22 protein-coding genes are annotated in these 22,731 nt (G+C 34.7%); 10 read left to right on the top strand and 12 right to left on the bottom strand.

The genetic code is table 11. The features are described from left to right. Positions 1-672, top strand: coding sequence for a tRNA (adenosine(37)-N6)-threonylcarbamoyltransferase complex dimerization subunit type 1 TsaB (tsaB, locus tag M0214_RS04275; RefSeq protein ID WP_248724233.1), 672 nt, complete (start codon positions 1-3; stop codon positions 670-672). On the opposite strand, the gene M0214_RS04270 is transcribed toward tsaB, so the two are convergent. Both M0214_RS04270 and M0214_RS04265 read right to left on the bottom strand, forming a co-directional pair. Then, complete coding sequence (locus M0214_RS04270) at positions 673-1,485, bottom strand: mechanosensitive ion channel family protein (protein ID WP_248724232.1); 813 nt, start codon at positions 1,483-1,485, stop codon at positions 673-675. A 123-nt stretch (positions 1,486-1,608) separates the two neighbouring features. After that, positions 1,609-2,511, bottom strand: a complete 903-nt coding sequence (locus M0214_RS04265; protein WP_248724231.1) for a NifU family protein — start codon at positions 2,509-2,511, stop codon at positions 1,609-1,611. Positions 2,512-2,691: 180 nt separating this feature from the next. Here M0214_RS04265 and M0214_RS04260 point away from each other — a divergent pair, with 180 nt between their 5' ends. Beyond that, on the top strand, positions 2,692-3,702 hold the full coding sequence (locus M0214_RS04260; protein ID WP_248724230.1) for a type IX secretion system membrane protein PorP/SprF: 1,011 nt from the start codon (positions 2,692-2,694) through the stop codon (positions 3,700-3,702). A gap of 37 nt (positions 3,703-3,739) precedes the next feature. Here the strand turns inward: M0214_RS04260 and M0214_RS04255 are convergent, their stop codons facing one another. Continuing rightward, positions 3,740-4,903, bottom strand: a complete 1,164-nt coding sequence (locus M0214_RS04255) for a hypothetical protein (RefSeq protein WP_248724229.1) — start codon at positions 4,901-4,903, stop codon at positions 3,740-3,742. A gap of 11 nt (positions 4,904-4,914) precedes the next feature. Next, positions 4,915-5,616 carry an SIMPL domain-containing protein gene (locus tag M0214_RS04250; RefSeq protein ID WP_248724228.1) on the bottom strand — a complete coding sequence of 234 codons (702 nt, stop codon included), beginning with the start codon at positions 5,614-5,616 and terminating at the stop codon, positions 4,915-4,917. A 226-nt stretch (positions 5,617-5,842) separates the two neighbouring features. Here M0214_RS04250 and M0214_RS04245 point away from each other — a divergent pair, with 226 nt between their 5' ends. From M0214_RS04245 to M0214_RS04235, 3 genes are all read left to right on the top strand, one after another. Further along, positions 5,843-8,008 (top strand): histidine kinase, encoded by a 2,166-nt coding sequence (locus M0214_RS04245; protein ID WP_248724227.1) that lies wholly within the window; start codon positions 5,843-5,845, stop codon positions 8,006-8,008. Next, positions 8,009-8,743 (top strand): LytTR family DNA-binding domain-containing protein, encoded by a 735-nt coding sequence (locus M0214_RS04240; RefSeq protein ID WP_248724226.1) that lies wholly within the window; start codon positions 8,009-8,011, stop codon positions 8,741-8,743. It begins immediately after the preceding gene. 87 nt (positions 8,744-8,830) lie between these two features. After that, a complete protein-coding gene (locus tag M0214_RS04235; protein ID WP_248724225.1) occupies positions 8,831-9,343 on the top strand; it encodes a gamma carbonic anhydrase family protein in 513 nt (170 codons plus the stop codon). A 258-nt stretch (positions 9,344-9,601) separates the two neighbouring features. Here the strand turns inward: M0214_RS04235 and murI are convergent, their stop codons facing one another. From murI to M0214_RS04195, 8 genes are all read right to left on the bottom strand, one after another. Next, a complete protein-coding gene (gene murI / locus M0214_RS04230) occupies positions 9,602-10,381 on the bottom strand; it encodes a glutamate racemase (protein ID WP_248724224.1) in 780 nt (259 codons plus the stop codon). Between the two features lie 147 nt (positions 10,382-10,528). After that, complete coding sequence (locus M0214_RS04225) at positions 10,529-11,035, bottom strand: OmpH family outer membrane protein (protein ID WP_248724223.1); 507 nt, start codon at positions 11,033-11,035, stop codon at positions 10,529-10,531. A gap of 29 nt (positions 11,036-11,064) precedes the next feature. Next, entirely contained in the window at positions 11,065-12,075 is a 1,011-nt protein-coding gene (locus tag M0214_RS04220; protein ID WP_248724222.1) for an OmpH family outer membrane protein, read from the bottom strand. A gap of 126 nt (positions 12,076-12,201) precedes the next feature. Continuing rightward, positions 12,202-14,763 carry an outer membrane protein assembly factor gene (locus M0214_RS04215; RefSeq protein WP_248724221.1) on the bottom strand — a complete coding sequence of 854 codons (2,562 nt, stop codon included), beginning with the start codon at positions 14,761-14,763 and terminating at the stop codon, positions 12,202-12,204. Between the two features lie 52 nt (positions 14,764-14,815). Then, complete coding sequence (locus M0214_RS04210) at positions 14,816-15,556, bottom strand: isoprenyl transferase (protein WP_248724220.1); 741 nt, start codon at positions 15,554-15,556, stop codon at positions 14,816-14,818. 1 nt (position 15,557) lies between these two features. Beyond that, on the bottom strand, positions 15,558-16,244 hold the full coding sequence (locus M0214_RS04205; RefSeq protein ID WP_248724219.1) for a DUF6089 family protein: 687 nt from the start codon (positions 16,242-16,244) through the stop codon (positions 15,558-15,560). 109 nt (positions 16,245-16,353) lie between these two features. After that, entirely contained in the window at positions 16,354-17,238 is an 885-nt protein-coding gene (locus tag M0214_RS04200) for an NAD kinase (protein WP_248724218.1), read from the bottom strand. A 48-nt stretch (positions 17,239-17,286) separates the two neighbouring features. After that, positions 17,287-17,946, bottom strand: a complete 660-nt coding sequence (locus M0214_RS04195) for a CBS domain-containing protein (protein ID WP_248724217.1) — start codon at positions 17,944-17,946, stop codon at positions 17,287-17,289. A gap of 68 nt (positions 17,947-18,014) precedes the next feature. Here M0214_RS04195 and M0214_RS04190 point away from each other — a divergent pair, with 68 nt between their 5' ends. The 5 genes from M0214_RS04190 to tig all read left to right on the top strand — a co-directional run bounded on the left by M0214_RS04190 (position 18,015) and on the right by tig (position 22,587). Then, positions 18,015-18,737, top strand: a complete 723-nt coding sequence (locus M0214_RS04190; RefSeq protein WP_248724216.1) for a pyridoxine 5'-phosphate synthase — start codon at positions 18,015-18,017, stop codon at positions 18,735-18,737. 104 nt (positions 18,738-18,841) lie between these two features. After that, positions 18,842-19,606 carry an alpha/beta fold hydrolase gene (locus M0214_RS04185; protein WP_248724215.1) on the top strand — a complete coding sequence of 255 codons (765 nt, stop codon included), beginning with the start codon at positions 18,842-18,844 and terminating at the stop codon, positions 19,604-19,606. A gap of 47 nt (positions 19,607-19,653) precedes the next feature. Then, the gene (locus M0214_RS04180; RefSeq protein WP_248724214.1) at positions 19,654-20,655 is read left to right on the top strand and encodes a toxin-antitoxin system YwqK family antitoxin; all 1,002 of its coding nucleotides are present in this window, start codon (positions 19,654-19,656) and stop codon (positions 20,653-20,655) included. A gap of 139 nt (positions 20,656-20,794) precedes the next feature. Next, positions 20,795-21,142 carry a phage holin family protein gene (locus M0214_RS04175; RefSeq protein ID WP_248724213.1) on the top strand — a complete coding sequence of 116 codons (348 nt, stop codon included), beginning with the start codon at positions 20,795-20,797 and terminating at the stop codon, positions 21,140-21,142. 116 nt (positions 21,143-21,258) lie between these two features. After that, positions 21,259-22,587 (top strand): trigger factor, encoded by a 1,329-nt coding sequence (gene tig / locus M0214_RS04170; protein WP_248724212.1) that lies wholly within the window; start codon positions 21,259-21,261, stop codon positions 22,585-22,587. Positions 22,588-22,731 lie beyond the last annotated feature (144 nt).

The raw sequence follows: 22,731 nt of genomic DNA, 5'->3' as shown, positions 1-22,731 counted from the left end.
TTGGCAATAATATTAAATATAGAAACCGCAACTACGAATTGTTCGGTATCGATTTCAAAAGGAGAATCGGTTATTAAGTTAAAGGAGGATAGTAGAAATGGGTATTCACATGCCGAGAAGTTACACGTTTTTATTGAAGAAGCTCTAAAGGAAGCAGGTATTGTTAAAACGGATTTAGATGCTGTTGCAATAAGTAAAGGCCCTGGGTCTTATACCGGCCTGCGTATAGGGGTTTCTGCAGCTAAAGGTTTGGCTTTTGCATTAGATGTCCCTTTGTTATCGGTGTCTACATTAGAATCTTTGGCGCAACAGGTTTCCTGCGATAATGGTGTTATAGTGCCAATGTTAGATGCCAGAAGAATGGAGGTATATTCTGCTATTTTTGACGAAAACAATACTCAAATTAGAGAAACACAAGCACAAATTTTAGAAGAAAGTTCTTTTTCAGAATTTCTAAATAAGGGTAAAGTATACTTTATAGGAGACGGTGTTGAGAAAACAAAAACACTTATTAATCATCCCAACGCTGTATTTATTGAAGACAAATTGCCATCAGCTAACAATATGGGAGCTTTGGCTTTTAATAAATATAAAATAGACGACACCGAAGATGTCGCCTATTTTGAACCTTATTATTTAAAGGATTTTGTGGCTTTAAAGCCCAAATCGTAATTATCCTTTTTTCTGAATTTCGACTTGATGCGGATAAGGAATTTCTATTCCTGCTTCGTCAAGCGCTAATTTGGTATTTTCAGTAATGTCGAAGTAAACATCCCAATAGTCTTCCGTATTACACCAAGGTCTAACCGCAAAGTTCACAGAGCTATCGGCTAATTCCAATACAGTAACCGCTGGAGCAGGATTCTTTAAAACCTTTGGGTGTGATGTAAGTACATTCATCATGACTTCTTTTGTCTGCTTAATGTCGGCATCGTAACTAACGCCATAAACCAAATCCACTCTTCTAGTTCCTTCTGTTGTGTAATTAATGATATTACCGTTAGATAACGAGCCGTTAGGAATTATAATTTCTTTATTTGACAAACCTGTTAATTTAGTGGTAAAGATTTCAATTTCTTTAACAACACCAAGCTCGCCTTGGGCTTCAATCAAATCGCCAATTTTAAATGGTTTGAAAATCATTATTAAAACGCCTCCTGCGAAGTTTCCTAAAGACCCTTGTAAGGCCATACCAATTGCCAAACCTGCAGCGGCCAGGATCGCAGCAAAAGATGTTGTTTCAATACCTAGTTGAGAGAGTATAGCGAGGAACAACAGAATTTTTAAGCCCCAGCCTATAAGATTGAGTAAGAATTTTTGAAGGCTTACTTCATAATTCTGCTTAGTCATTACTTTGGCAATGCCTTTTGTAATTTTTTTAATAATCCAAGAACCAATAATCCATATGACAATAGCTCCAATAACTTTTAAGCCATATTCTACAATTAGATCTTGGGCGATAGCAATCCATTTTTCTGTATCCATAATTTAAATGTGTTTTTTATAAATTAATAAATTTTGAGTTTTTTAAATGAGGAATTTATATAACAAACCTTTTGTTCTAGAATGTAAGACCCATCGCAATTTCAAAAGTCACAAAGAAATCAACTATCCATTAATGGCCTCAACCATTTCAACTTTGTTGGGCAACATTTGTTTAAGAATGTTTTCTATACCGTTTTTTAGTGTAAATGTTGAAGATGGGCATCCGCTGCACGCACCTTGAAGAAGTACACTTACATTTTTGGTTTCCTCATTGTAAGACAGGAATTGTATATTACCTCCATCACTTGCAACAGCAGGTTTAATGTACTCTTCTAAAATGTTTACAATTTCTTTTGAAGTGTCATCGAGTGCCTCGAAATTAGAATCTTTCTGCTGCGTGGTTTGTTCCAGTTTTTCTACAGCTTCAGGAAGTACTATGTCTTTGCCGCTTTCAATGAATTTTTTTATGAATTCTCTAAGCTCAATAGTAATGTCTTGCCATTCTGCAACTTCGTATTTTGTTATGGAAACATAGTTCTCTTCAATAAATACACTTTTTACAAATGGTAAATGGAATAATTCTGAGGCTAAAGGCGATAATTTAGCTTCGTCTATGGATGTGAACTCAAAAAGTGCCGTTACTATTTTTTTATTGGCAACAAACTTCATTACGGCAGGGTTTGGTGTTGCCTCAGCATAAACCGTTACAGGAACTTTTTTAGGAGCTTCCGCTTCGGTTATTACCACACCTCCGTTATTTAAATATGTTTGTATCTGTTCTGCAACTTCATCCTGAACATCTTTCCATGAAACAATATCAAAACGTTCCACGGCAATAAAGTTTCCAGAAATGTAAACCTTTTTTACAAAAGGAAGGTAGAATAATTGTTGCGCTAAAGGAGATAGTTTAGCTTCGTCTATGTTACCGAATTCAAAACTTTGGTGTTTTGTTAAAAACTGATTGGTCTCAAATTTTACTATTGAGTCGTTTGATGTTTCTTGCACAGAAACCGTGAAAGTGTTCATTTTAGCTAATTTTTTACAAAAATACTAAAAGAAAACTATAGATATCCATATATTTGAGTTCTGTGTCCCAAATTTCTGATACAGAAGAACAAAGTTGAGGTTTTGTTCTTTTTTGTGTAATTTTTTAAGAATCAAGACGTTTGGATTAAACTTATCTAAACCCACTTGGTCTAACAGATTATGAGTCTAAAAAATATATTTGCTATAATTTTTGCTATCATCTTAACCGAAGCAACTTTTTCACAAGAAGGTTTACCCATCTACACAGATTATCTTACCGATAATTATTATTTAATACATCCGTCTATGGCTGGTGCGGCTAACTGTTCTAAGATAAGAATGACTGGCAGACAACAGTGGTTTGGCCATGAAGATGCACCAAAACTTTTAACGGTTAGTGTAAATGGTAGAATAGGTGATGGTCCTTCAGGTGTTGGAGGGATATTGTACACCGATAAAAACGGATTCCATTCACAAACCGGAGCGTATGCGACTTATGCGCACCACATTATGTTTTCACGAAGTGAAGTAGATTTAAATATGCTGTCTTTTGGACTTAGTGCTGGGGTTATTCAATACAGGTTAGACGAGACTACTTTTTTAGCCGATGCACCATTTGGAGACCCGTTAATTGATGGGATTGTGCAGAATGCAACGAATTTTAATGTTGATTTTGGATTTTCCTATCACTATTTAGACTACTACGTTCATGGTGCCGTTAAGAATATGTTGAATAATGATGGTATTAACAAACAAGAAAATGTAACCAGTAACCTTAGACGTTATTTAATCACAGCTGGAGGTGTTCTTGGAAAATACGGAAGTGCTTGGAGTTACGAACCTTCTGTTATGTTCCAATATAGAGATGCTACTCAAGAGGCCTCAATAGACTTAAACGCCAAGGTATACAGACAAATGGATTTCGGAACGATTTGGGCTGGTTTATCGTACAGAAATAGTTTTGATGGTGCTGAGTACATTAATGCCAATACCATTAACAGTCAAAGACTACAGCAAATAACACCTCTAGTAGGAGTTAATTATAAGAACTTTATGTTTGCGTATAATTACACGCACCAAACAAACTCTGTCGTTTTCACCAATGGTGGATTTCATCAATTTACCTTAGGTTACAACTTTGGCTGTAGAAGAGAGCGTTACGATTGTAATTGTCCAGCAGTTAATTATTAAAAAAACAGAGGCTCGTAAAATAACGAGCCTATATTGTTTAATCCCAAATGTATTTTTTCTTTTTGGCCTGTTCCTTTATGGCTTTGCTCATAGCATTTTCCAAACCATTATTTTTGTCAGTTTTTGTCTGTTCAGATAAATATTTGGTTCGTTTTACATTTAAGTCTTGAATCTTTTTTTGGATTTCCTTTCTTTCTTTTTGTTTGGTGGAAATATAAGTTTTGATGTCTTCTGTAGATTTTTCTTTAAGTTCTGAGGGTAGCGCTTCCTTTTCAATATCTTCTACATCAATTTTATCTAATGCTACCGCATCTACTAAATCCCAAGATGAGTTTTTGTAGAAATGAGAACTTTTGCTAATGGAACGCTTTACGGCATTTGCATTTCCGTAAGAACTAGCGTTAGTGTCTTGCCTGGCTTGTTCGGCAACTTTATGCTTCCCTTTTTTACCGTATGCAATATAGGTTTTGTTTAATTTTTGATTAAGGATGAGTATGTCATCATCGAAAGGTGAATCTATATGAACCGTTTTCTTGTTGTGATTTATTGCCATGTAGTCGCCGTCTGTTAATTTGGCTCCATCTTTCCATTTTGTAGATATGCCCTGGTCATAATTACCACAAAAAATAGTGTTAATAGTAACGTCTTTTTCGTTGGCGTTTACATCAGCCCTTTTGTAATCTACGCTTCCTTGGGTAAAAGGTTCGTTCCCTGCAATAAAAATTAACTTTAAGTCGTCTGGATTGTTTCCCCAACGTAATTGATTAAGAGAGGTTTGTATTACCTGTCCGCAGTATTCATTACCTCCATTTGTGGTTAATGAGAACAGTTCTTTAGAGATATCGTCTAAATCTTCACTAAAAGGAAGTACTTGTCTAATATATCCTTCCTCGCCGTTTAGTCGATCATTACCATATTCGTAAAGCGCAATTTTTAGTTGAGGTTTGTCCGTTCCGCATTTCGCATAAGAAAGTTCATTGACTAAGTCCCAAAGTTGGGCTTTAGCTTGGTCTATTAAACCGTCCATACTGTTGCTAGTATCTAACAGTAAGGCAACTTTAATGAATTTTTTGTCATGTAACGTTTTGTTGACTTCAGTTTTAGTAGTTACTGTGTTTTTTGGTTTTTTATCATAGGCATAACAGGTAGTGAATCCAATTAAAGTTAAGCCGATAAAAAGTGTTTTTAAGTAAGTTTTCATAAGACTTGTTTTTAGTTTAATATAAATTTGGCCATAACACTCGCAGTCACCGTAATAGACTTAATATTCAAATTTTCTATTTCATAAGATTTGTCTTCATGTTTAAAAAAGGCATTAAGAGTATTCGATTCCATAGAGTTATTTCTGAATGTATTATTGATTTCTTGTATGTGAATGGCATTTCCAATAGACTGGTTAATGGCATTAGCATATTGATCAGCCTTCTCTTTGGCGGCTTTTAACGCTTTTAGTTTAGTATCTCTTCTTATCTGTTCCATATCGGTATGACTCGTTTTAGTTATAGAAATATTAGAAACATCTATTTTGTCTAGGGCTACGTAAACCTTACCTAAGGTTTTACCGTCATTAACTATAAGTTGGTAATTTTTAATTTTAGAGACTTCATTGTTAGCTAAGAATTTTCTTTGGAAATAACCATCAAAGTCTAAAATTGAGAAGTTTTTATCAATGTCTATATTGAGTGACTTCAGAACTTTTATTAATTGAGCTTCTTGCTTCTCAACACTAACTTTACCTTTTTTATCATTTTCGTTTATTTGAATCTTTAGGTAGATTTCATTGGGAGTGACTTCTGTTTCAGCTTTACCAGTAAGTTCAATGTACGGTTGGTCGATAAAATTCTTGCTACCAGATTGAGCGCTAATGACCTGAGTAGAAATAATGAATAGTAAAAGGTAATTAATGATTTTCATAAGATTTGTTTTTTGATTTAATGAACTATTTTAATAGAGTGCCATAAATCTATAATCAAAGTTTTTTTTAAAAAAAGTAGAATGAGTTAAGTCTTCATATCAATGAGTAAAGGCGAAGTTTCAATATGTAAATGTTCCATTTTACGAACAAAATCAGCCTAAATTCTAAATTTGCTATTTTCTTAAACCAATGAAAGTGCGTAAGTTTATCGATATATAAGAATCTATGCTCAAGGCACTCACGTACATATTAACTTTTGGTTTTGTTTTTGGCTCCATGTCGCTAATAGCTCAACAAGATTTGCAGAATACCTCGAAGTTTACCGTTAGGGGAAAGGTTATTGAAAGTGAAACAAGAGAAGCCATACCAGATGTAAATGTAGAGGTAAATGGCGGTTCGTACACAACCACCGATATATTTGGAGAGTTTAGAGTTCAGGCCAAACAAGGAGATGAGTTAATTATAAGGCACATCGATTTTGAAACCATATATTATACCATTCAAAGTAGCGAACGTATTCTGGTAGAGGTGCATCCGGAGAAAAAGAAACGATTCGTCTCCAAAAAGTCATCTAAAACTGGTGTGAAACCTCAATTTAACTGGTTCATAGATTCTGCTGAAACTTACCTCAAGAAAGATGCAAAAAAGAGTATTCAGTTCATAACAGATGCATTAGAGTTAAGTAATTCTAGAAAAGAAAATGCAGAAGCGTACGAGGTCTTAGGTGATATAAATATGTATTGGAAACAGTACGATTTAGCGGTTTCTAATTACAAGACCAGTCTCGATGACAACGACTCTAATGAGGTGAGATTAAAACTGGGTAAGGCACTCAGAGAGAATAAGAATTTTCAGGAGAGTATGCGGTTATATAATGATATTGATAAAAGAAATTTGTCTAATTATCAATTAGTAGTGCTTTATGAAGGTTTGGGAGATGTCTACATGGCCATTCAAAAATACGACGAGTCGGTCCAAACCTATCAAGAAGGGCTTCAGGTAGCCCAAAAACATCTTATTACACCTAAGGTTACCGATTTAAATTCTAAAATAGCTGAGGTTTACAACCTAAAAGGTGAGGTTAGCGAGGCCCAGGATTTTTTTTCCAATTCATTACGTTTAGCCAAAGGCGAGAACAAGAAACGTGCCTTGCAGGAAAAAGTTAAGGTAGCCGATTTTGAAAGCAGGAATTCCAATTATTCCACAGAAATAGAACTTAGAAAGCAGGCTCTCGAGGATATTGAAGATATTGAGAAAGATTCTCTAGTTAATAATGAGAGTGCCTTAACGCTACAAAAACAAACCTATAAAATCGGTAGGGCTTATGCATTTCAAAATGATGTGTCAAATGCCATTAACTACCTTGAGCAAAGTATAGAGGAAGCCGATAAGCGAAAGGATTTGATTGTTCAAAAAGATGCAACTAGAAAATTGTCTGAAGTCTATGAAAGCTCAGGGCAGTTCGATAAAGCACTACTGGCTTACCAGAGTTATGTAGAGTTGGTAGATAAGGCTTATATTTTGAAAGAACAAGAAATTGCCAGGGCCTCCAGATTTAGTAAAGAATTGGTGACCAAACAAAATAGAATATCTAGTTTGGAGAGTCAAAAGGCATTAGCCGAAACAGAGTATAGGCTAACGACCGAACAATCTAAAAGGCAAAAGTTGCTTATTTATTCACTTTTTGGTGGGCTTTTATTGTTATTGGTCGCTGCCTTTTTAATGATAAAAAATATCCGCCAACAACGACTAGCAAATAATTTATTGGCATTAAAATCTTTGAGAAGCCAAATGAATCCTCACTTTATTTTTAATGCCCTCAATTCTGTGAATAGCTTTATTGCGTCTAACGATGAGCGTACGGCCAATAAATATCTTTCCGATTTTTCATCACTTATGCGCGCCGTTTTAGAGAATAGTGAAGAGGATTTTATAACCTTAGAAAAGGAAATTGAACTCTTACAACTTTACACCAAACTCGAGCATTTTAGGTTTAAGGATAAGTTCGATTATAACATTAAGGTAGACAATAATATAAGGGTTAAGGATTTTGTTATACCGCCAATGCTATTACAACCCTACATAGAGAATGCCGTTTGGCACGGATTGCGATATAAAAAAACAAAAGGGTATTTAGAGATTGCGATTGCGCAAACATCTTCTGATGAAATTTGCATAACTATAACAGATGATGGCATTGGAAGAAAACGCTCAAAAGATTTAAAGACCCAAAACCAAAAAAAGCAAAATTCAAAAGGTATGGTCAATATAAAGAAGCGGGTCCATATTTTAAACGAAATGTATAAGGACAAAGTCGATGTTCAGGTTAGTGATTTCCAAAAAGGAGAAGATCCTGGAACAAAGGTTGTTGTAACAATAAAAAAAGATTAAATGAAACTTAATGCCATTATCGTCGAAGACGAGCAAACAAGTAGAGCTATCTTAAAGAACTACTTAGCTAAATATTGTCCTAATATAGCTATTCTGGGAGAGGCCGAAAACGTCGATGAGGCCATGATTTTAATTAGAAACCATGAATTGGATTTGGTGTTTTTAGATGTGGAGATGCCCTATGGAAATGCATTTGATCTTTTGGATAAAGTAGGCGATATAGATTTTGAAACAATATTTGTAACCGCTTATAATCATTATGCCATCGAGGCTTTAAATGCCCATGCTTCTTACTATTTAATGAAACCCATTTCTATAGATGAACTTATAAAGGCTGTAGACTATGTAACCGAAATTAAAATCAAGGAAAATGCCCTTCAAGACCAAGTTTTGATTCCAAAAGCAAATAATGTGGATGGTAAAATAACTATTCCTCAGCTTGACGGTTTTGAAATTCTAAACACCTCAGACATTTTATACTGTAAAGCAGACGACAACTATACCGAGATATATTTAGATAATAACAAAAAGAAGGTAGTTAGTAAAACACTTAAGTATTTTGAAGAAGCCCTAAAAGGTCATAGTTTTGCTAGGGTACATAAGAGCTATTTGGTCAATGTAAATGAAGTGGTGAAATACGTAAAAGGAAAAGGGGGCAGCGTTATTTTGAGCAATGGCAAAGAAGTTATGGTTTCATCATCCAAGAAGTCTGATTTGTTATCGTATTTCAAATAGTTTTTTCATCTTGCACTTGATGAGGAATCTACATAAGTTGAATTAATAGATTTCTGCCTTCGCAGGAATGACAAAAAAGGAAATGTTATGCCAGTTATTTTACCAGTAAAAGGAGTCTCACCAAAAATACCAGAAGATTGTTTTGTAGCACCCAATGCTACCATTGTAGGAGATGTTGTTATGGGAGAAGCATGTAGTGTTTGGTTTAGTGCGGTGGTTCGCGGTGATGTAAATTATATCAAGATGGGTAATAAGGTCAATATACAAGATGGCGTTGTAATCCACGGAACATACAAAAGTGCCGCTACAGAGATTGGGAATAATGTCTCTATTGGCCATAATGCCATAGTACATGGCTGTACAATACATGACAATGTCCTTATAGGCATGGGAGCTGTTCTTATGGATGGCTGCATTATTGAAAGTAATTCTATTATAGCAGCAGGTGCGGTGTTATCTAAAAACACAAAAGTAGAGGCAGGAAGTATTTATGCTGGTGTTCCTGCAAAAAAGATAAAAGATATAAGTGAGGAATTAATATCTGGAGAAATCAATCGTATTGCTGATGCCTATATTAAATATTCTAGTTGGTTTAAATAACAATCTTGTCTCCCTGAACTAGTTTCAGGGTCTACTGAGGTTATCGCTTCAGGTCTAACTATGAACTCAGTGTCATTCCTGCGTAGGCAGGAATCCAGATTTATTCTGTTGTTTTAAGGTTTGAATTTTAATGCAGAAAAGTTTTATTAAAGCCTTTAGCTTTAGATAAATGGAACGTAATACATTTTTATGTTAAAGCTACACTAAGTTTGTGCTTTACATTCATAGACCTGCCTTCCCCGGAAAAACAGTTTAATTTTAAAAACCTAGATAAGTAACATTAAAATCTGTACCTAAAAGGTTACTTAATACCTCAGGGTTTCCGTTGGTAAAAAACTCAATTTCAGAAGACTTGCTTTCTGTATTTAATAATCCGTTTTGTTCTAAAATAGCTTTAGTCTGTCTGGCTACAGCTTCACCAGAGTCAATTATTTTTACCTTTTGTGGTAGTATGTTCTTTAAAATAGGTATTAGATAAGGATAATGAGAACATCCTAAAACCAAATAATCTATATTGGCACTAATCATGGGGGTTAAATACTTTTTTAAGAGCGCAGTCATTTCTTCAGAGTATAAATTTCCACTTTCTATAAGGTCAACAATACCATCGCCATCTTGTTCTATGACATTTATATTAGCGGCAAATTTTCCTGAGGTTTTCGAAAACAGTTCACTGCTTAAAGTGCCGTAGGTCGCCAATATACCAATGGCGTTAGTTTGTGTTTGAAGGGCAGCCGGTTTTATAGCTGGCTCAATACCAATAAAAGGAACAGGGTAATTCGCTCTTAAGTAGTCTATAGCGTTTGTTGTAGCTGTGTTACAAGCAACAACAATAAGTTTGCACCCTTTATCTAAAAGTAACTCGGTATTCTTAATACATAAATTGGTAATGATTTCTTTTCCTTTAGGGCCATAGGGTGCATTTGCGCTATCTGCCAAATACATAGTATGCTCATTTGGTAAGAGTTTATGAATTTCTTTCCAAATAGAAGTCCCTCCAACACCGGAGTCAAAAATACCAATGGGTTGTTTGTTCATAGGCTCTAAAAATATTGAATATTATCAACTTATTTGTGATTTTCGAATACTTAAGGATAAATAAAAAAGCTGCTTTATTCAATAAAGCAGCTTTTAAAATATTTTATTAATTGTGAGATTCTATTAATGAGAACCTTTTTGGAAAAATTAAATTCCTAGTTCTTTTTTAACATCATCAAGCAAGTTTTTACCGTCTGCTAGAATAGCTACACCTTGAGATGAATCTAAGACATAGTCAAAACCTTGAGCTCTTCCTACTTTCAAGATAGCAGCTTTCGCTTTTTCTGTAATAGGTTGTAGCAAATCGATTTCTTTTTTTCTGATATTTTGCGCTGCATCAGCCTGAAATTGCTGGATATTTTGCTGCATACCTTGTATCTCCTGTACTCTTTTTGCGTTTTCTTCATCTGTTTTTGTTGCACTTTCGGCATCATACTGTTTTGCTTTATTTTGAAACTCAGTAACAGAGGCTTGGTAATCTGTTTCATAAGTTTTTTGTAAAGCCTGTATTTCTTTTTGAGCCGCTTTCATCTCTGGCATCGCAGCAATTAATTCTTGTGTATTTATGTGAGCAACTTTACTTTGCGCTTGAGAAAAACTAATACTTCCTATACATACTGCCGTTGCTAATAAAATAGTTTTTAAGTGTTTCATTTTAAAATAGTTAAATGTGTTATAAATTATTAATTTTTGTTTATACTGTCTCTAATTCTTTTTCTTTCTTCTAGAGCCTTTTGTCTGTCTTCTAGTATTTTTTTCTTTTTCTCTTCCAGTGCTTTAATTCTAGCCTCGCGTTCAGCTAATTTTTTTTGTCTGTTTTCTTCTAAAAGCTGTTCTTTTGTTTTTGTCTCAGTTTTAGTCTCAGGCTCAGTTTTAGCTTCAGTAGGCTTGTCTGTTGAGCTTTGAGGTGTTGTTCTGGCATCTAATTTAGCTTGTCTAGCCTTTTCGCGGTCTTCAATAATTTTTAAACGCTTAGCTTCAGCAGCTTTAACTTTGGCTTCACGTGCCGCTAATTTCTCTTGTCTGGCTTTTTCTATAACACTCTCTCTAGCTTTTTTCTTTTCCTCTAGGGCTTTTTCTCTAGCCTCCTGTTCTAGGTTTACTTCTGGAACCAATTCTTCGGCCTCCGCTGCTTTACGTTCGGCTTTAGATTTAGCTTGGTTTCTTTTCGAGGTTCTTGTAATACTTCTTATTACGGTTTCGCTTATATCATATTGCTTTGCCGAAAAGAGCATTGTTGTGTCATCAGAGGATTTGTCGAAAATAAAATCATACTTTCTTGTGGTAGCTATATCTTGAACTGCGGCGAATATTTGATCTTGAACAGGTTGCATTAGTTGTTTCTGCTGTATGAACAAATCACCATTGGGTCCAAATCGCTTTTGCTGATAATCTAGTATTTCTTTTTCCTCAAAGTAAATATCTTCTTCACGCTCCTCGATAAGCTCTTTAGTCAATAATGCTTTTTCATTACTAAGGTCTTTTCGTTTCTGTTCAATTTCATTTAGCTTAACCTCAATTTCATTCTTCCAGTTATCTGCTTTTTGATTTAACTGGTTTACGGCTTCCTGGTACTCTGGAACATTTTCTAAAATGTATTCTGTATCGATGTAGGCCACCCTAACACCTCTTTGAGCAAAAAGGGATCCGCTTAGTAATATTAATATCAATAAAAAAAGAACTTTGTTTCGCATATTCCTTTGTTTAGGTTTTAGTCACTGAATTCTCAAAATTAACGAAATTTAACATTAAAAATTTTAATTATTCTGCAAAACATTATTAAGTAGTTAGAAAATATCGTGCCAAATTTTTTTTAGTCCTTAAAACTGTTGTCCAATTATGAAGTGAGTTTCCCATCCGTGTTTCTCAACTTGTCCAGGTAAAGGGTCAAATCCATGTCCAAAATCTATTCCTAGTAAACCAAACGCAGGCATAAAGATTCTAACACCTAACCCTGCAGATCTATTTACATTAAAAGGATTGTAATCTTTAAAGTTGTTCCAAGAATTACCAGCTTCTAGGAACCCTAGGGCATAAATTTTAGCAGAAGCCTTTAAAGTAATAGGGTAACGTAGTTCTAAAGAAAATTTATTGTAAATGGTTGCTCCATCATTAAAAACTTGACCAGTGGTTTGATTGAAAGGCGCTAGGGATTGATTTGGGTAACCACGTAATTGAACAGCCTGCCTTCCATCTAAGCTAAATTGTCCTAAACCATCTCCTCCCACAAAAAACCTCTCAAAAGGTATGGCACCTCTGTCATTGTTATAAGCACCCAAGAACCCAAATTCAACTAGGGGTCTCAATACAAGGTTTTTAGCTATTTCGTTATACCACTCGCCTTTAAAGTTTACTTTGTAAAACTCTAACCATTTAAAGCGTTCTTGGTCGATTTCAGAGATTCTACTGTTGGCATTTTCCACTTCTAAAGGTGAGCTGGTTACATTTCTTGTTATGCCTTCATTTTGCTCACGTTCCTCTCTTAAAGCCGTGTAGTCTACGCCATTAATTAACGAGTAAGGGAATGAAAATTTTAAAGTAGTAGAAAACTTAGAACCTCCAGTGGGGAAAATTGGGTCAAACCTTGTATTATCTCGTGTTAAACCAATACTATAAGATAAATTATTAGAGAAACCATCTCCAAAAGTAAAGAGGCCAGTGTTGTAGTTGTTTAAATCATAACGCTGAAAACTAATGGCATTGGATAGGGTGAAATATTCATCAGGAACTGTTAATCGTTTTGCAAGTCCGAATGTAACTCCTGTAATGTTAAAACTTCTACTCTTATCTGCTCTTCTATTTACAAAATCGAATAAAAACTGCTTTGTATGGGATATAGATGTTGAAAATTGAACAGGCTTTTTCCCGCCTAACCAAGGTTCAGAGAATTGAAAGCTGTAAGTTTGAAAGAATCTACTAGCCTGTAAACGTAGAGATAAACTTTGTCCATCTCCCATTGGAATTGGCTTGTAGGCTTCTTTTTTGAAAATGTCTTTCATAGAAAAGTTATTGAAAGACAATCCTAAAGTACCGATAAAACCACCGCCACCATAACCACCTTGAAGTTCAATTTGGCTAGATCCTGTTTCCTTTACAGAATATTCCATATCTATAGTGCCCTCAACTGGATTAGGATTATTGAAATTAGGTGCAATTTCTTGGGCATCAAAGAATCCTAATTGACCAAGCTCACGAACCGTTCTAACCACATTGGCTTTACTATATAATTGTCCAGGCCTTGTTTTTAACATCCTGTAAATTACATGGTCGTTTGTTTTATCGTTACCAACAACCGATACTTTATTAAAATGTGCCGCTTTACCTTCGGTAATTCTAATTTCCATGTCAATTACGTTGTTATCAGCACTGGTTTCTACCTGTCGTATAGTTGAGAATAAATAACCATTGTTTTGGTAAAGGTTGGTTATGTCACTAGCATCAGGTTTTGAGTTATCTGCGATACGTTTTTGTAAGAGTACCCCATTGTAGGTGTCCCCTTTGTTAATTCGTAATAGATTGTGTAGTTGCTTATCGCTATAAACTGTATTTCCAATAAATTTGATGTCTCCAAAAGTGTAGAGTTCACCTTCGTTGACATTTATTTGAAGTGAAATGGTTTTATCGTCATTGTATATAATAGAGTCCGATACAATTCTAGCGTCTCTATATCCATATTCCTTAAACTTATCTACTACACTGGTTAAATCTGCTTGATAGGCCGAGTCTATAAATTTAGAGCGTTTTAGTACTCTTATTCTATTTATTTTTTTGGTGCTTTTCATGGCTTTTCTCAAAGCCTTATCTTTCATTGCATTGTTACCATTAAAAACAATATCCTTAATCTTTACTTTCTCTCCCTTATCTATATTTAAAACCATATTTACCCTAGCGGTTTGAACGGAGTCTTTAACCTCTATGGTGTTTATGTTTACTTTAGTATTCAAGAACCCCTCTTTTCTATATTTTCTGGTTAAGAAGTTTATGGTATTTGTGATAAGGTTCTGGGTTACTTTCGTTCCTTTGTTTAACTTGTTGTCGCTAACGATGTCAGGAACTCTACTTGGTTTTACACCATTTACTTTTAATTCGTTAAGCTGCGGTAAATCTGAAAGTTTAATTTGAAGATACGCTGTATTGTTTTCAATGTTTGTAACAAAAACTTCAATATTGTTGAAGAGCTTGGTGCCCCATAGTTTTTTAATGGCATTTCCAATTTCTTCTCCAGGGATGTTGATTTCTTGCCCCTTTCTTATGCCAGAATAGTTGATTATTGTTTTGTCTCCAAAAGTGGTGCTACCTGAAACTGTTATGTCTCCTACTTTATATTTTTTGTTGGTATTAAATGGTAGGTCTTGTGCCTGAAGATTTAAGCAACTTACCATAAAAAGTAGGATGGTTAAACAAAGCTGTATATGTTTTTTGTAAGGTAAAATACTAGTTAAGTTGTTCACTTGTTTTCCCAAATCTTCTCTCTCTTTTTTGATATTCAATAATAGCTTCGTACAAATGCTCTTGTGTAAAATCTGGCCAAAGTACACTAGTAAAATATAATTCTGCATAGGCAATTTGCCATAGTAAAAAATTACTTATGCGTTGTTCTCCGCTAGTTCTAATAAGCAAGTCTACATCTGGTAAACTTTGCGTGTAAAGATGCTCATTTATAATTGATTCGTCAATATTGTCGGGCGAAATTATATTATTTTTAACTTTAATACTAATCTCTTTAACAGTATTTAGTATTTCTTCTCTAGAGCCATAACTAAGCGCTAAAGTTAGTGTCATTGTATCGTTATCTTTTGTTTTTTCGATAACCTCAAATAGCTCTTTGTAAACCTTTGAAGGTAAAAGGTTTAAGTTGCCAATGGCAGCAAGTTTTATATTGTTGTCTTGAAGCGTTTTAATTTCTTTTTTTAGTGACGATATTAAAAGTTTCATTAGTGTCTGAACTTCTAATTTTGGCCTGTTCCAATTTTCAGTAGAGAATGCATAAAGCGTTAAATTTTTAACACCAAGTTCTGCGCAAGCCTCTACAGTTCTTCTAACAGATTTAGTGCCGTTTTCATGGCCAAAAGCCCTAAGCATACCTTTCTGCTTAGCCCAACGGCCATTGCCATCCATAATAATAGCTATATGGTTGGGAAGTTTATTACTTAGTATATGTTCTTTTAGTTCCATTTTACTCTATGCAATAACAGGGGTTTTCACCAAAGGTATATGTTAGTGTGATTCCAGAGAATACATACCAGTCGTTGTTGTTTATATTTCCAAAACTAAATTGTTCGTTATTTGGATCACTGGGGACACTCCCGTCTATTTCATCGGAAAATGTATACCGAGCGCCAATTTCAATTCCAAAAACAATGTTTTCAATAAAAGTTGCTTTGTAACCCAAGGTCATGGGTATGCCCAAAGCCCAACTTGATGTGTTTTCAGAAATTTGGACACCATTTACAAAATAGTAATTATCATGTTTAGCAGCTGTAATTCCAGAATGTAGATAAGGTGTTCCTATCTTCCTTTCAGAATGTAGGTTGAAATCTTTAAAAGTCAACTCCATTCCAAGCGATAATTCAGTTATATTGCTAGAGAATTGAAGTCCTCTTTGAATACGTCTGGGGTCATCAGAATCAATATCCATGGCTTCCAGTTTGGTGAAAATTAGAGATGCCCGATATGAGTGTCTTTTGCTTCGATTCCATTTATACAGCCCTCCAATAGCGAGTTGATTAGGGGAAATATACTCAGTAGAACCAACATCACCAATTAAATTACTGCCACCAAGATATAGCCCTATTTCGTTAATTTGAGAATGGGCAAAATGTATGCTTAAAATGCTTAATACTAATATGGTAAAACGCTTCATTGATGTTCAAAAGTTTGCAAATATAATAAATAAGACAAGCCAAATGTAATTTGGGCTAAATTGTATTAGTTTTAAACAACATTTACACTAAATTATTGTAGTACAAGGGTTAATTGCGTTTGTCTTCTCCCCAAAGCATTTTATTTCTAAGCGTTTTAAGAAAACTCTCGTCCAGTAGGTCGATCATCTTAATCTTAAAGTCTGCTTTTCTTATTTTAATTATGGTTTCATTGTCTAAAGTTGCAATTCTGGAATCCATCGATACTAAATGCTGTTTTTCACGACCACTAACGCTTAATTGTATTTCGGTAGAATCAGGAATTACAAGTGGTCTTGCACTAAGATTATGTGGTGCTATGGGTGTAAGTACAAAACTGTTTGCTCCGGGTGTAATAACGGGCCCCCCGCAACTTAATGAGTAGCCAGTAGACCCAGTAGGTGTTGAAACAATAAGACCGTCACTCCAATATGAGGTGAGAAACTCTCCATCCAGATGAGTTTCAACTGTAATCATCGATGTCGTATTTTTTCTGCTTACGGCTATTTCGTTAAGCGCAAAATTCAAGGCCTTTACTTCTTTATTTTCGGGAACTGTTTCTATGGATAACAGTGTGCGTTCGGAGATGACGTATTTACCATCTAACATATTCTGAACCGCTCTCTCTATATCATCAATTCTAATGGTGGCAAGAAAACCAAGTCGGCCGGTATTGATTCCAATGATTGGGATATTTAGGTCCTTAACAGAGGGGATTGCTCTTAAAATGGTGCCATCACCTCCCATGCTTATAAGGATTTCGAACGATTCGTCTAAAGTGTCATAAGTGCCGAATAAGCTATGTAAGTCCTTGCTAGAAGTTTCAGATTCGATAAGACGAAGAAATTCAGATTCAATAAGCACCTCAATATCTTTTCCTTTGAAAAAGTGAAGTAACCTTTCTAGTGAATCAATGGTGTTCTTGTTATTATATCGGCCAAATATGGCTATTTTCATCTACTGTTTTTTTAGTTTGGAAATGGTTTTGTGATGGTTATTTCCAAATTACATGTTTAAATATTTATTCAAATAATCAGAACGGTCTTTAAGGCTCTTGTAATAGCTGTCGTCTACATGATTTGAAACTATATTGTAGCTATATCTTCGGTAGGTCTGGATAATTTCGTTAAGGTTGGTGTTGCTTACTTTTAAAGTTACTTGAACAACATCATTTTTAATTTGAGAGACAAAAGCACCCAGCAACCTGCCATTATTAGACTCTACAATCTGACTAATCTCACTGAAAGAGTAGTCGTTTATGCCTTTTTCAACAACCAGAACCGATCCGGCCGAATGAAAAAATGGCGATTCGTTAAAAAGCCCGATGATGTCCTTAAGCTCATAATATCCAAGGTAATTGTTTTTTTCATCTAAAACAGGCATGATATTGGCTGAGTTTTTAGCAAAAGCTTCTAAAACATCTAACCATAGTGTGTTGTCTCTAACAAAAAAGTCTTCTACAGCGTATAAATATTCGCTAACAGGTTTGTCACTTTCAAAACAATGTACATCGGTTTCAAAAAGTAATCCCATAAAATACCCATTGGTATCTTTCACGGGAATATGAGAATATGTAAGCTGATTAAAAAGTGCCTGTAGGTCGCCAACTTTGCTTGAGCTGTCTACCGGTTTTATGTCGTTAATGATATATTGTGAAAGTTTCATATGGCTTTGATATCCTTTGCAAATTAATTAAAAAATTCACATACTTTTGTCTCTGAAAAAAATAATTCATGACAAAGTTAAGTGTAAATATCAATAAGATTGCGACATTAAGAAATTCTCGTGGTGGGGATGTTCCAAATGTAGTAGAGTTTGCAAAAGATGTTCAGAGGTTTGGAGCAGAAGGGGTGACCATTCACCCAAGACCAGATGAACGCCATATTCGCTATCAAGATGCGCGTGATTTAAAACCTGTGGTTTACACAGAATACAATATTGAAGGGAACCCTATACAATCTTTCATGGATTTGGTATTAGAGGTTAAACCAACGCAAGTCACTTTGGTGCCCGATGCAGAAGATGCCATTACGAGTAATGCGGGTTGGGATACCATTAAGCACAAGGATTTTTTAATAGATGTTATTAAGGAGTTTCAGCAAAATGGAATTAGAACCTCCATTTTTGTAGATCCTGTTCTAAAGCAAATAGAAGGCGCTAAAGCAACGGGAACAGACAGAATAGAGTTGTATACAGAGTCTTTTGCGCATCAATATGGATTGGGAAATAAATATGCAGTGAAATCTTATACAGATGCTGCTAAGCTGGCCAACGATTTAGGGTTGGGTGTTAATGCTGGTCATGATTTGTCTTTAGATAATATTGAGTTTTTTAAGAATAACATTCCTGGATTGTTAGAAGTGTCTATTGGTCATGCTTTGGTCGCTGAAAGTTTGTATTTGGGTGTCGAGAATGTTATTCAAATGTATCTGAGGAAACTAAAAGCCCATCCTTAGTCCTTCCCAAATGGAAGGGAATACTCAAACGTATTAACAACGGGCAATTTTTAAAATATTAAACTAACAGTTTTCCTCCTTTGGAGGGATTAAAGGAGGCTTATATGCTATTACATTCAAACATTATTGGAGAAGGAAAGCCATTTGTAATTCTACATGGCTTTCTTGGTATGAGCGACAATTGGAAAACACTTGGGCGTCAATTTAGCGAACTGGGTTTTGAAGTGCATTTGGTGGATCAGCGTAATCACGGACGTAGTTTCTGGGATAACGATTTTAGTTATGAATTACTTGCCGAAGACTTGAAAAATTACTGCAACGCTCATAACTTAGAGGATATAATATTGCTTGGGCATTCTATGGGAGGTAAAACCGCTATGTTGTTTTCCAGTCTAAATCCCGAATTGGTTTCTAAATTATTGGTAGCCGATATTTCTCCTAGATTTTATCCAGTACACCACGATGCCATTCTGGAAGGCCTAAGTGCATTGGATTTTGAAATTATCAAAAGTAGAGGCGAAGCCGATAAAGTTCTGGCAGCACATGTCACCGATTTTGGTACCCGCCAATTTCTACTCAAAAATTTATATTGGGTCGAAAAAGGAACATTGGGGTTACGTATTAACTTAGATGTCTTAAAAGCTGAGGTTGCCGAAATTGGTGAGTCGTTACCATCATATTTAAAATTTAAAGGGGATGCCTTATTCCTTAAAGGCGACCGTTCGGAATATATTGGGGCTGAAGATGAGCGGCTTATTTTAAACCAATTTCCAAAGGCAAATATTGTAACAATAACTAATTCAGGGCATTGGTTGCATGCAGAGAATCCGAAAGATTTTTTTGAGGCAGTTGTAGGCTTTATTGTTTAAAATTTTAAGAAAATTCTTATATTCACATTTTGTATCAACATAGACATATGAAGTGTATATTCTTTTTTCTCGTTATAGGTGTTTTAATTCCTTTCTCGGCTATTTCTCAGGAACCAATAGAAAATGGCGCGTATTCTGAGTTTTACAGTAATGGTGTCCTTAAAATTTCAGGTTTTTATAGAAACAACAAGAAACATGGTCAGTGGAAATCGTTTTATGAGACCGGTGAGTTAGAAAGGGTGTATGGCTATTCACAAGGTGAATTAAAAGACGCTAGAATGTCTTTTTACAAGAGTGGTGCTGTGAAATCAAAAAGATTCAAGAAAAACGAAATACTGTTGTATCAAGAGTTTTACGAAACAGGTAGTTTGTTTTTTGAGAAGGAGGTTTGTGACGGATATGCCAGGGAATATTACAAAAGTGGTGTGTTAAAATCAGAGGGAAACTACATTGAACAGGAACTTAACGGAATATGGAGAAGTTATTTCGATACTGGTGAAATTGAATGGGAAATCGCTTATCTAAACGGATATAAGCACGGTGTTTATAGGCAATTTTTTAGAAATGGAAACCTTAGGCTAGAAGGTGTTAATTCTGAGGATAAACAAAATGGTATTGAAAAGCGGTTCTATGAAACTGGATATTTACACTGGGAAGGTCATTTTCTCAATGATGAATTTCATGGCGTTTGGAAAGAATACGATACTTCAGGAAAGCAGATCAATCTTTTAAAATACAAGAAAGGTAGAATTAGAAATACTGATTTGGTAACTTTAGAAAAGGTAAATCAGCCAAATGGTGCTATAGAAACTGTTCCTGTTTATCCGGGTTGCGAAAAAAATCTAGGATTTAAAAATAGAAGAGCTTGTTTCAGTTCTAAGATTTCTAAATATATTTTGGGGCAATTTAATTCAAAACTATTGAAAAACTCAAGTTTAACTAAAGGAAGTGAGCAACGTGTAATTGTTTTTTTTGAAGTAAGCGAAGTAGGAAACGTAACAAATGTAAAAGTAAAATCTAACAGTAGACTTCTGGTTTCTGAGACCTAAAAGGTAATGGAAGGTCTTCCAAAGATTTTACCAGGAACGCGATTGGGAAAACCTGTTGCAGTTCCTTTCTCAATACCTATTGTCTTTAAAGTACAGTAGTTTGGTGGATGAATTCATTATTTTTTCTTAATTTAAACCAATGAAACTCATTATCAAACTTTTAATAAACGCCCTTGCTGTATTTGTAATCGCCCATGTACTCAATGGTGTATCTGTCGATGGTTACATCACTGCAGTTATAGTGGCTGTGGTTTTGTCGGTATTAAATCTTTTTGTGAAACCAATTTTGGTTATTTTCACCTTGCCCATTACGGTGTTGACCTTAGGCTTATTCTTGTTAATAATCAATGCTTTAATTATACTTCTAGCAGATAAATTAATTGATGGTTTTTCGGTAAGTAGTATATGGGTGGCTGTGCTTTTTAGTATTTTACTTTCAGTGTTACAATCCATATTACATTCACTGTTAACAGAAGATAAAAAATAGCCTTATAATCAGCATATTAAAAACTTTGTTGGGATGTAAAAATATATTATTTTTGCATCCCAATTTTGGTTAGATAAAAACTGTTAATTGCCTTAAGGGCTATATATCATTTTAAAATGAACATTACAAGAGAAAACGTTGATGCATTAAATGCGGTGGTGAAAGTTGATATTGCTAAAGAAGATTATAGCGATAAAGTTGAGAAAATCTTATCAGATTACCGTAAAACAGCAAATATTCCTGGGTTTAGAAAAGGGCACGTGCCTATGGGTATGGTGAAAAGACAATATGGAAAAGCTGTATTGGTAGATGAGGTAAACAAGCTACTACAAGATGCTTTAAACAAATACTTAACCGAAGAGAAGTTAGACGTATTAGGGCAACCATTACCAAAACCTCAAGATGATATCAATTGGGATTCTGATTCTTTTTCTTTTGAATTTGAATTAGGTTTAGCGCCAGAGTTTGAAGTAAAGCTTAAGGGTAAAAAAGCCATTACGCAATACAATATTATTGCTGATGATAAAATGATTGATGAGCAAATTGAGCGCATTCAAAGTCAGTATGGTAAATTAGTATCCCAAGATACAGTAGAAAAGGATAGTGAAATTACAGGGACGTTCGAAAACCTTGAAAAAGAAATAGATAACACCGTAACGCTTACCCTCGATAAATTTAAAGGAAAAGCTACCGAGAAAAAATTTATTGGTGCTAAAGTAGGCGATGTTATTACCCTAAAAACCAAAGGACTTTATGATGATGAGCATGAGTTAATGCATGCTTTAAAGTTGGGGCATGATGATGTTCATGGATTGGATATTGAAGTAACCTTTACCGTTTCTGAAATTAATAAAAGGGAATTGGCCGATTTAGATCAAGAGTTGTTCGATAAACTTTTTGGTGAGGGTACAGTAAAAACAGTTACAGAGCTAAAAGATAAAATAAAAGAAGACGCCGAAAAGCAATTTGTTCAACAAGCAGATCAAAAGCTTTTAAATGATGTTACCGAGTATTTAGTGGAAAACACAAAATTCGATTTACCTGCTGAATTCTTAACAAAATGGATGGCAACAGCTGGAGAAAAAGAATTGGATGAAACTCAAGCTAAAGAAGAGTATGAGAAGTCTGAAAAGAGCTTACGATACCAATTAATAGAAGGAAAGTTAATTGAGGAGAACGATATCAAAGTAACTATGGATGATATTAAAAATCATGCTAGAGAAATGATAAAAGGGCAAATGGCTCAATTTGGGCAGATGAATCCTTCAGATGAAGAACTAGATGGTATTGCAGCTCGTGTTTTATCAAACCAAGATGAAGCAAGAAGAATTTCAGAACAATTAATAAGTCAAAAATTACTTGGGATTTACAAAGAAAAAGCAAATCTTAAAGTAAAAGAATTGAGTTACGAAAACTTTGTTAAAGAAGTTTACGGTGATAAATAAGTAATTGAATAATTCACTATATTTAGCGCTTAAATCTGCTGATTTAAGCGCTTTTTTGTCTAAAAAAGAAAGCCAAAAAAAGCAGGTTTTATTTTTATCTTGATGTAAATCAAGGGTTTAATTTTATAAAAAAGCAAAAAATTC

It is taken from the genome of Seonamhaeicola sp. ML3 (assembly GCF_023273855.1).
Lineage (GTDB): Bacteria > Bacteroidota > Bacteroidia > Flavobacteriales > Flavobacteriaceae > Seonamhaeicola.
This window is presented reverse-complemented; position numbering and strand designations above follow the sequence as displayed.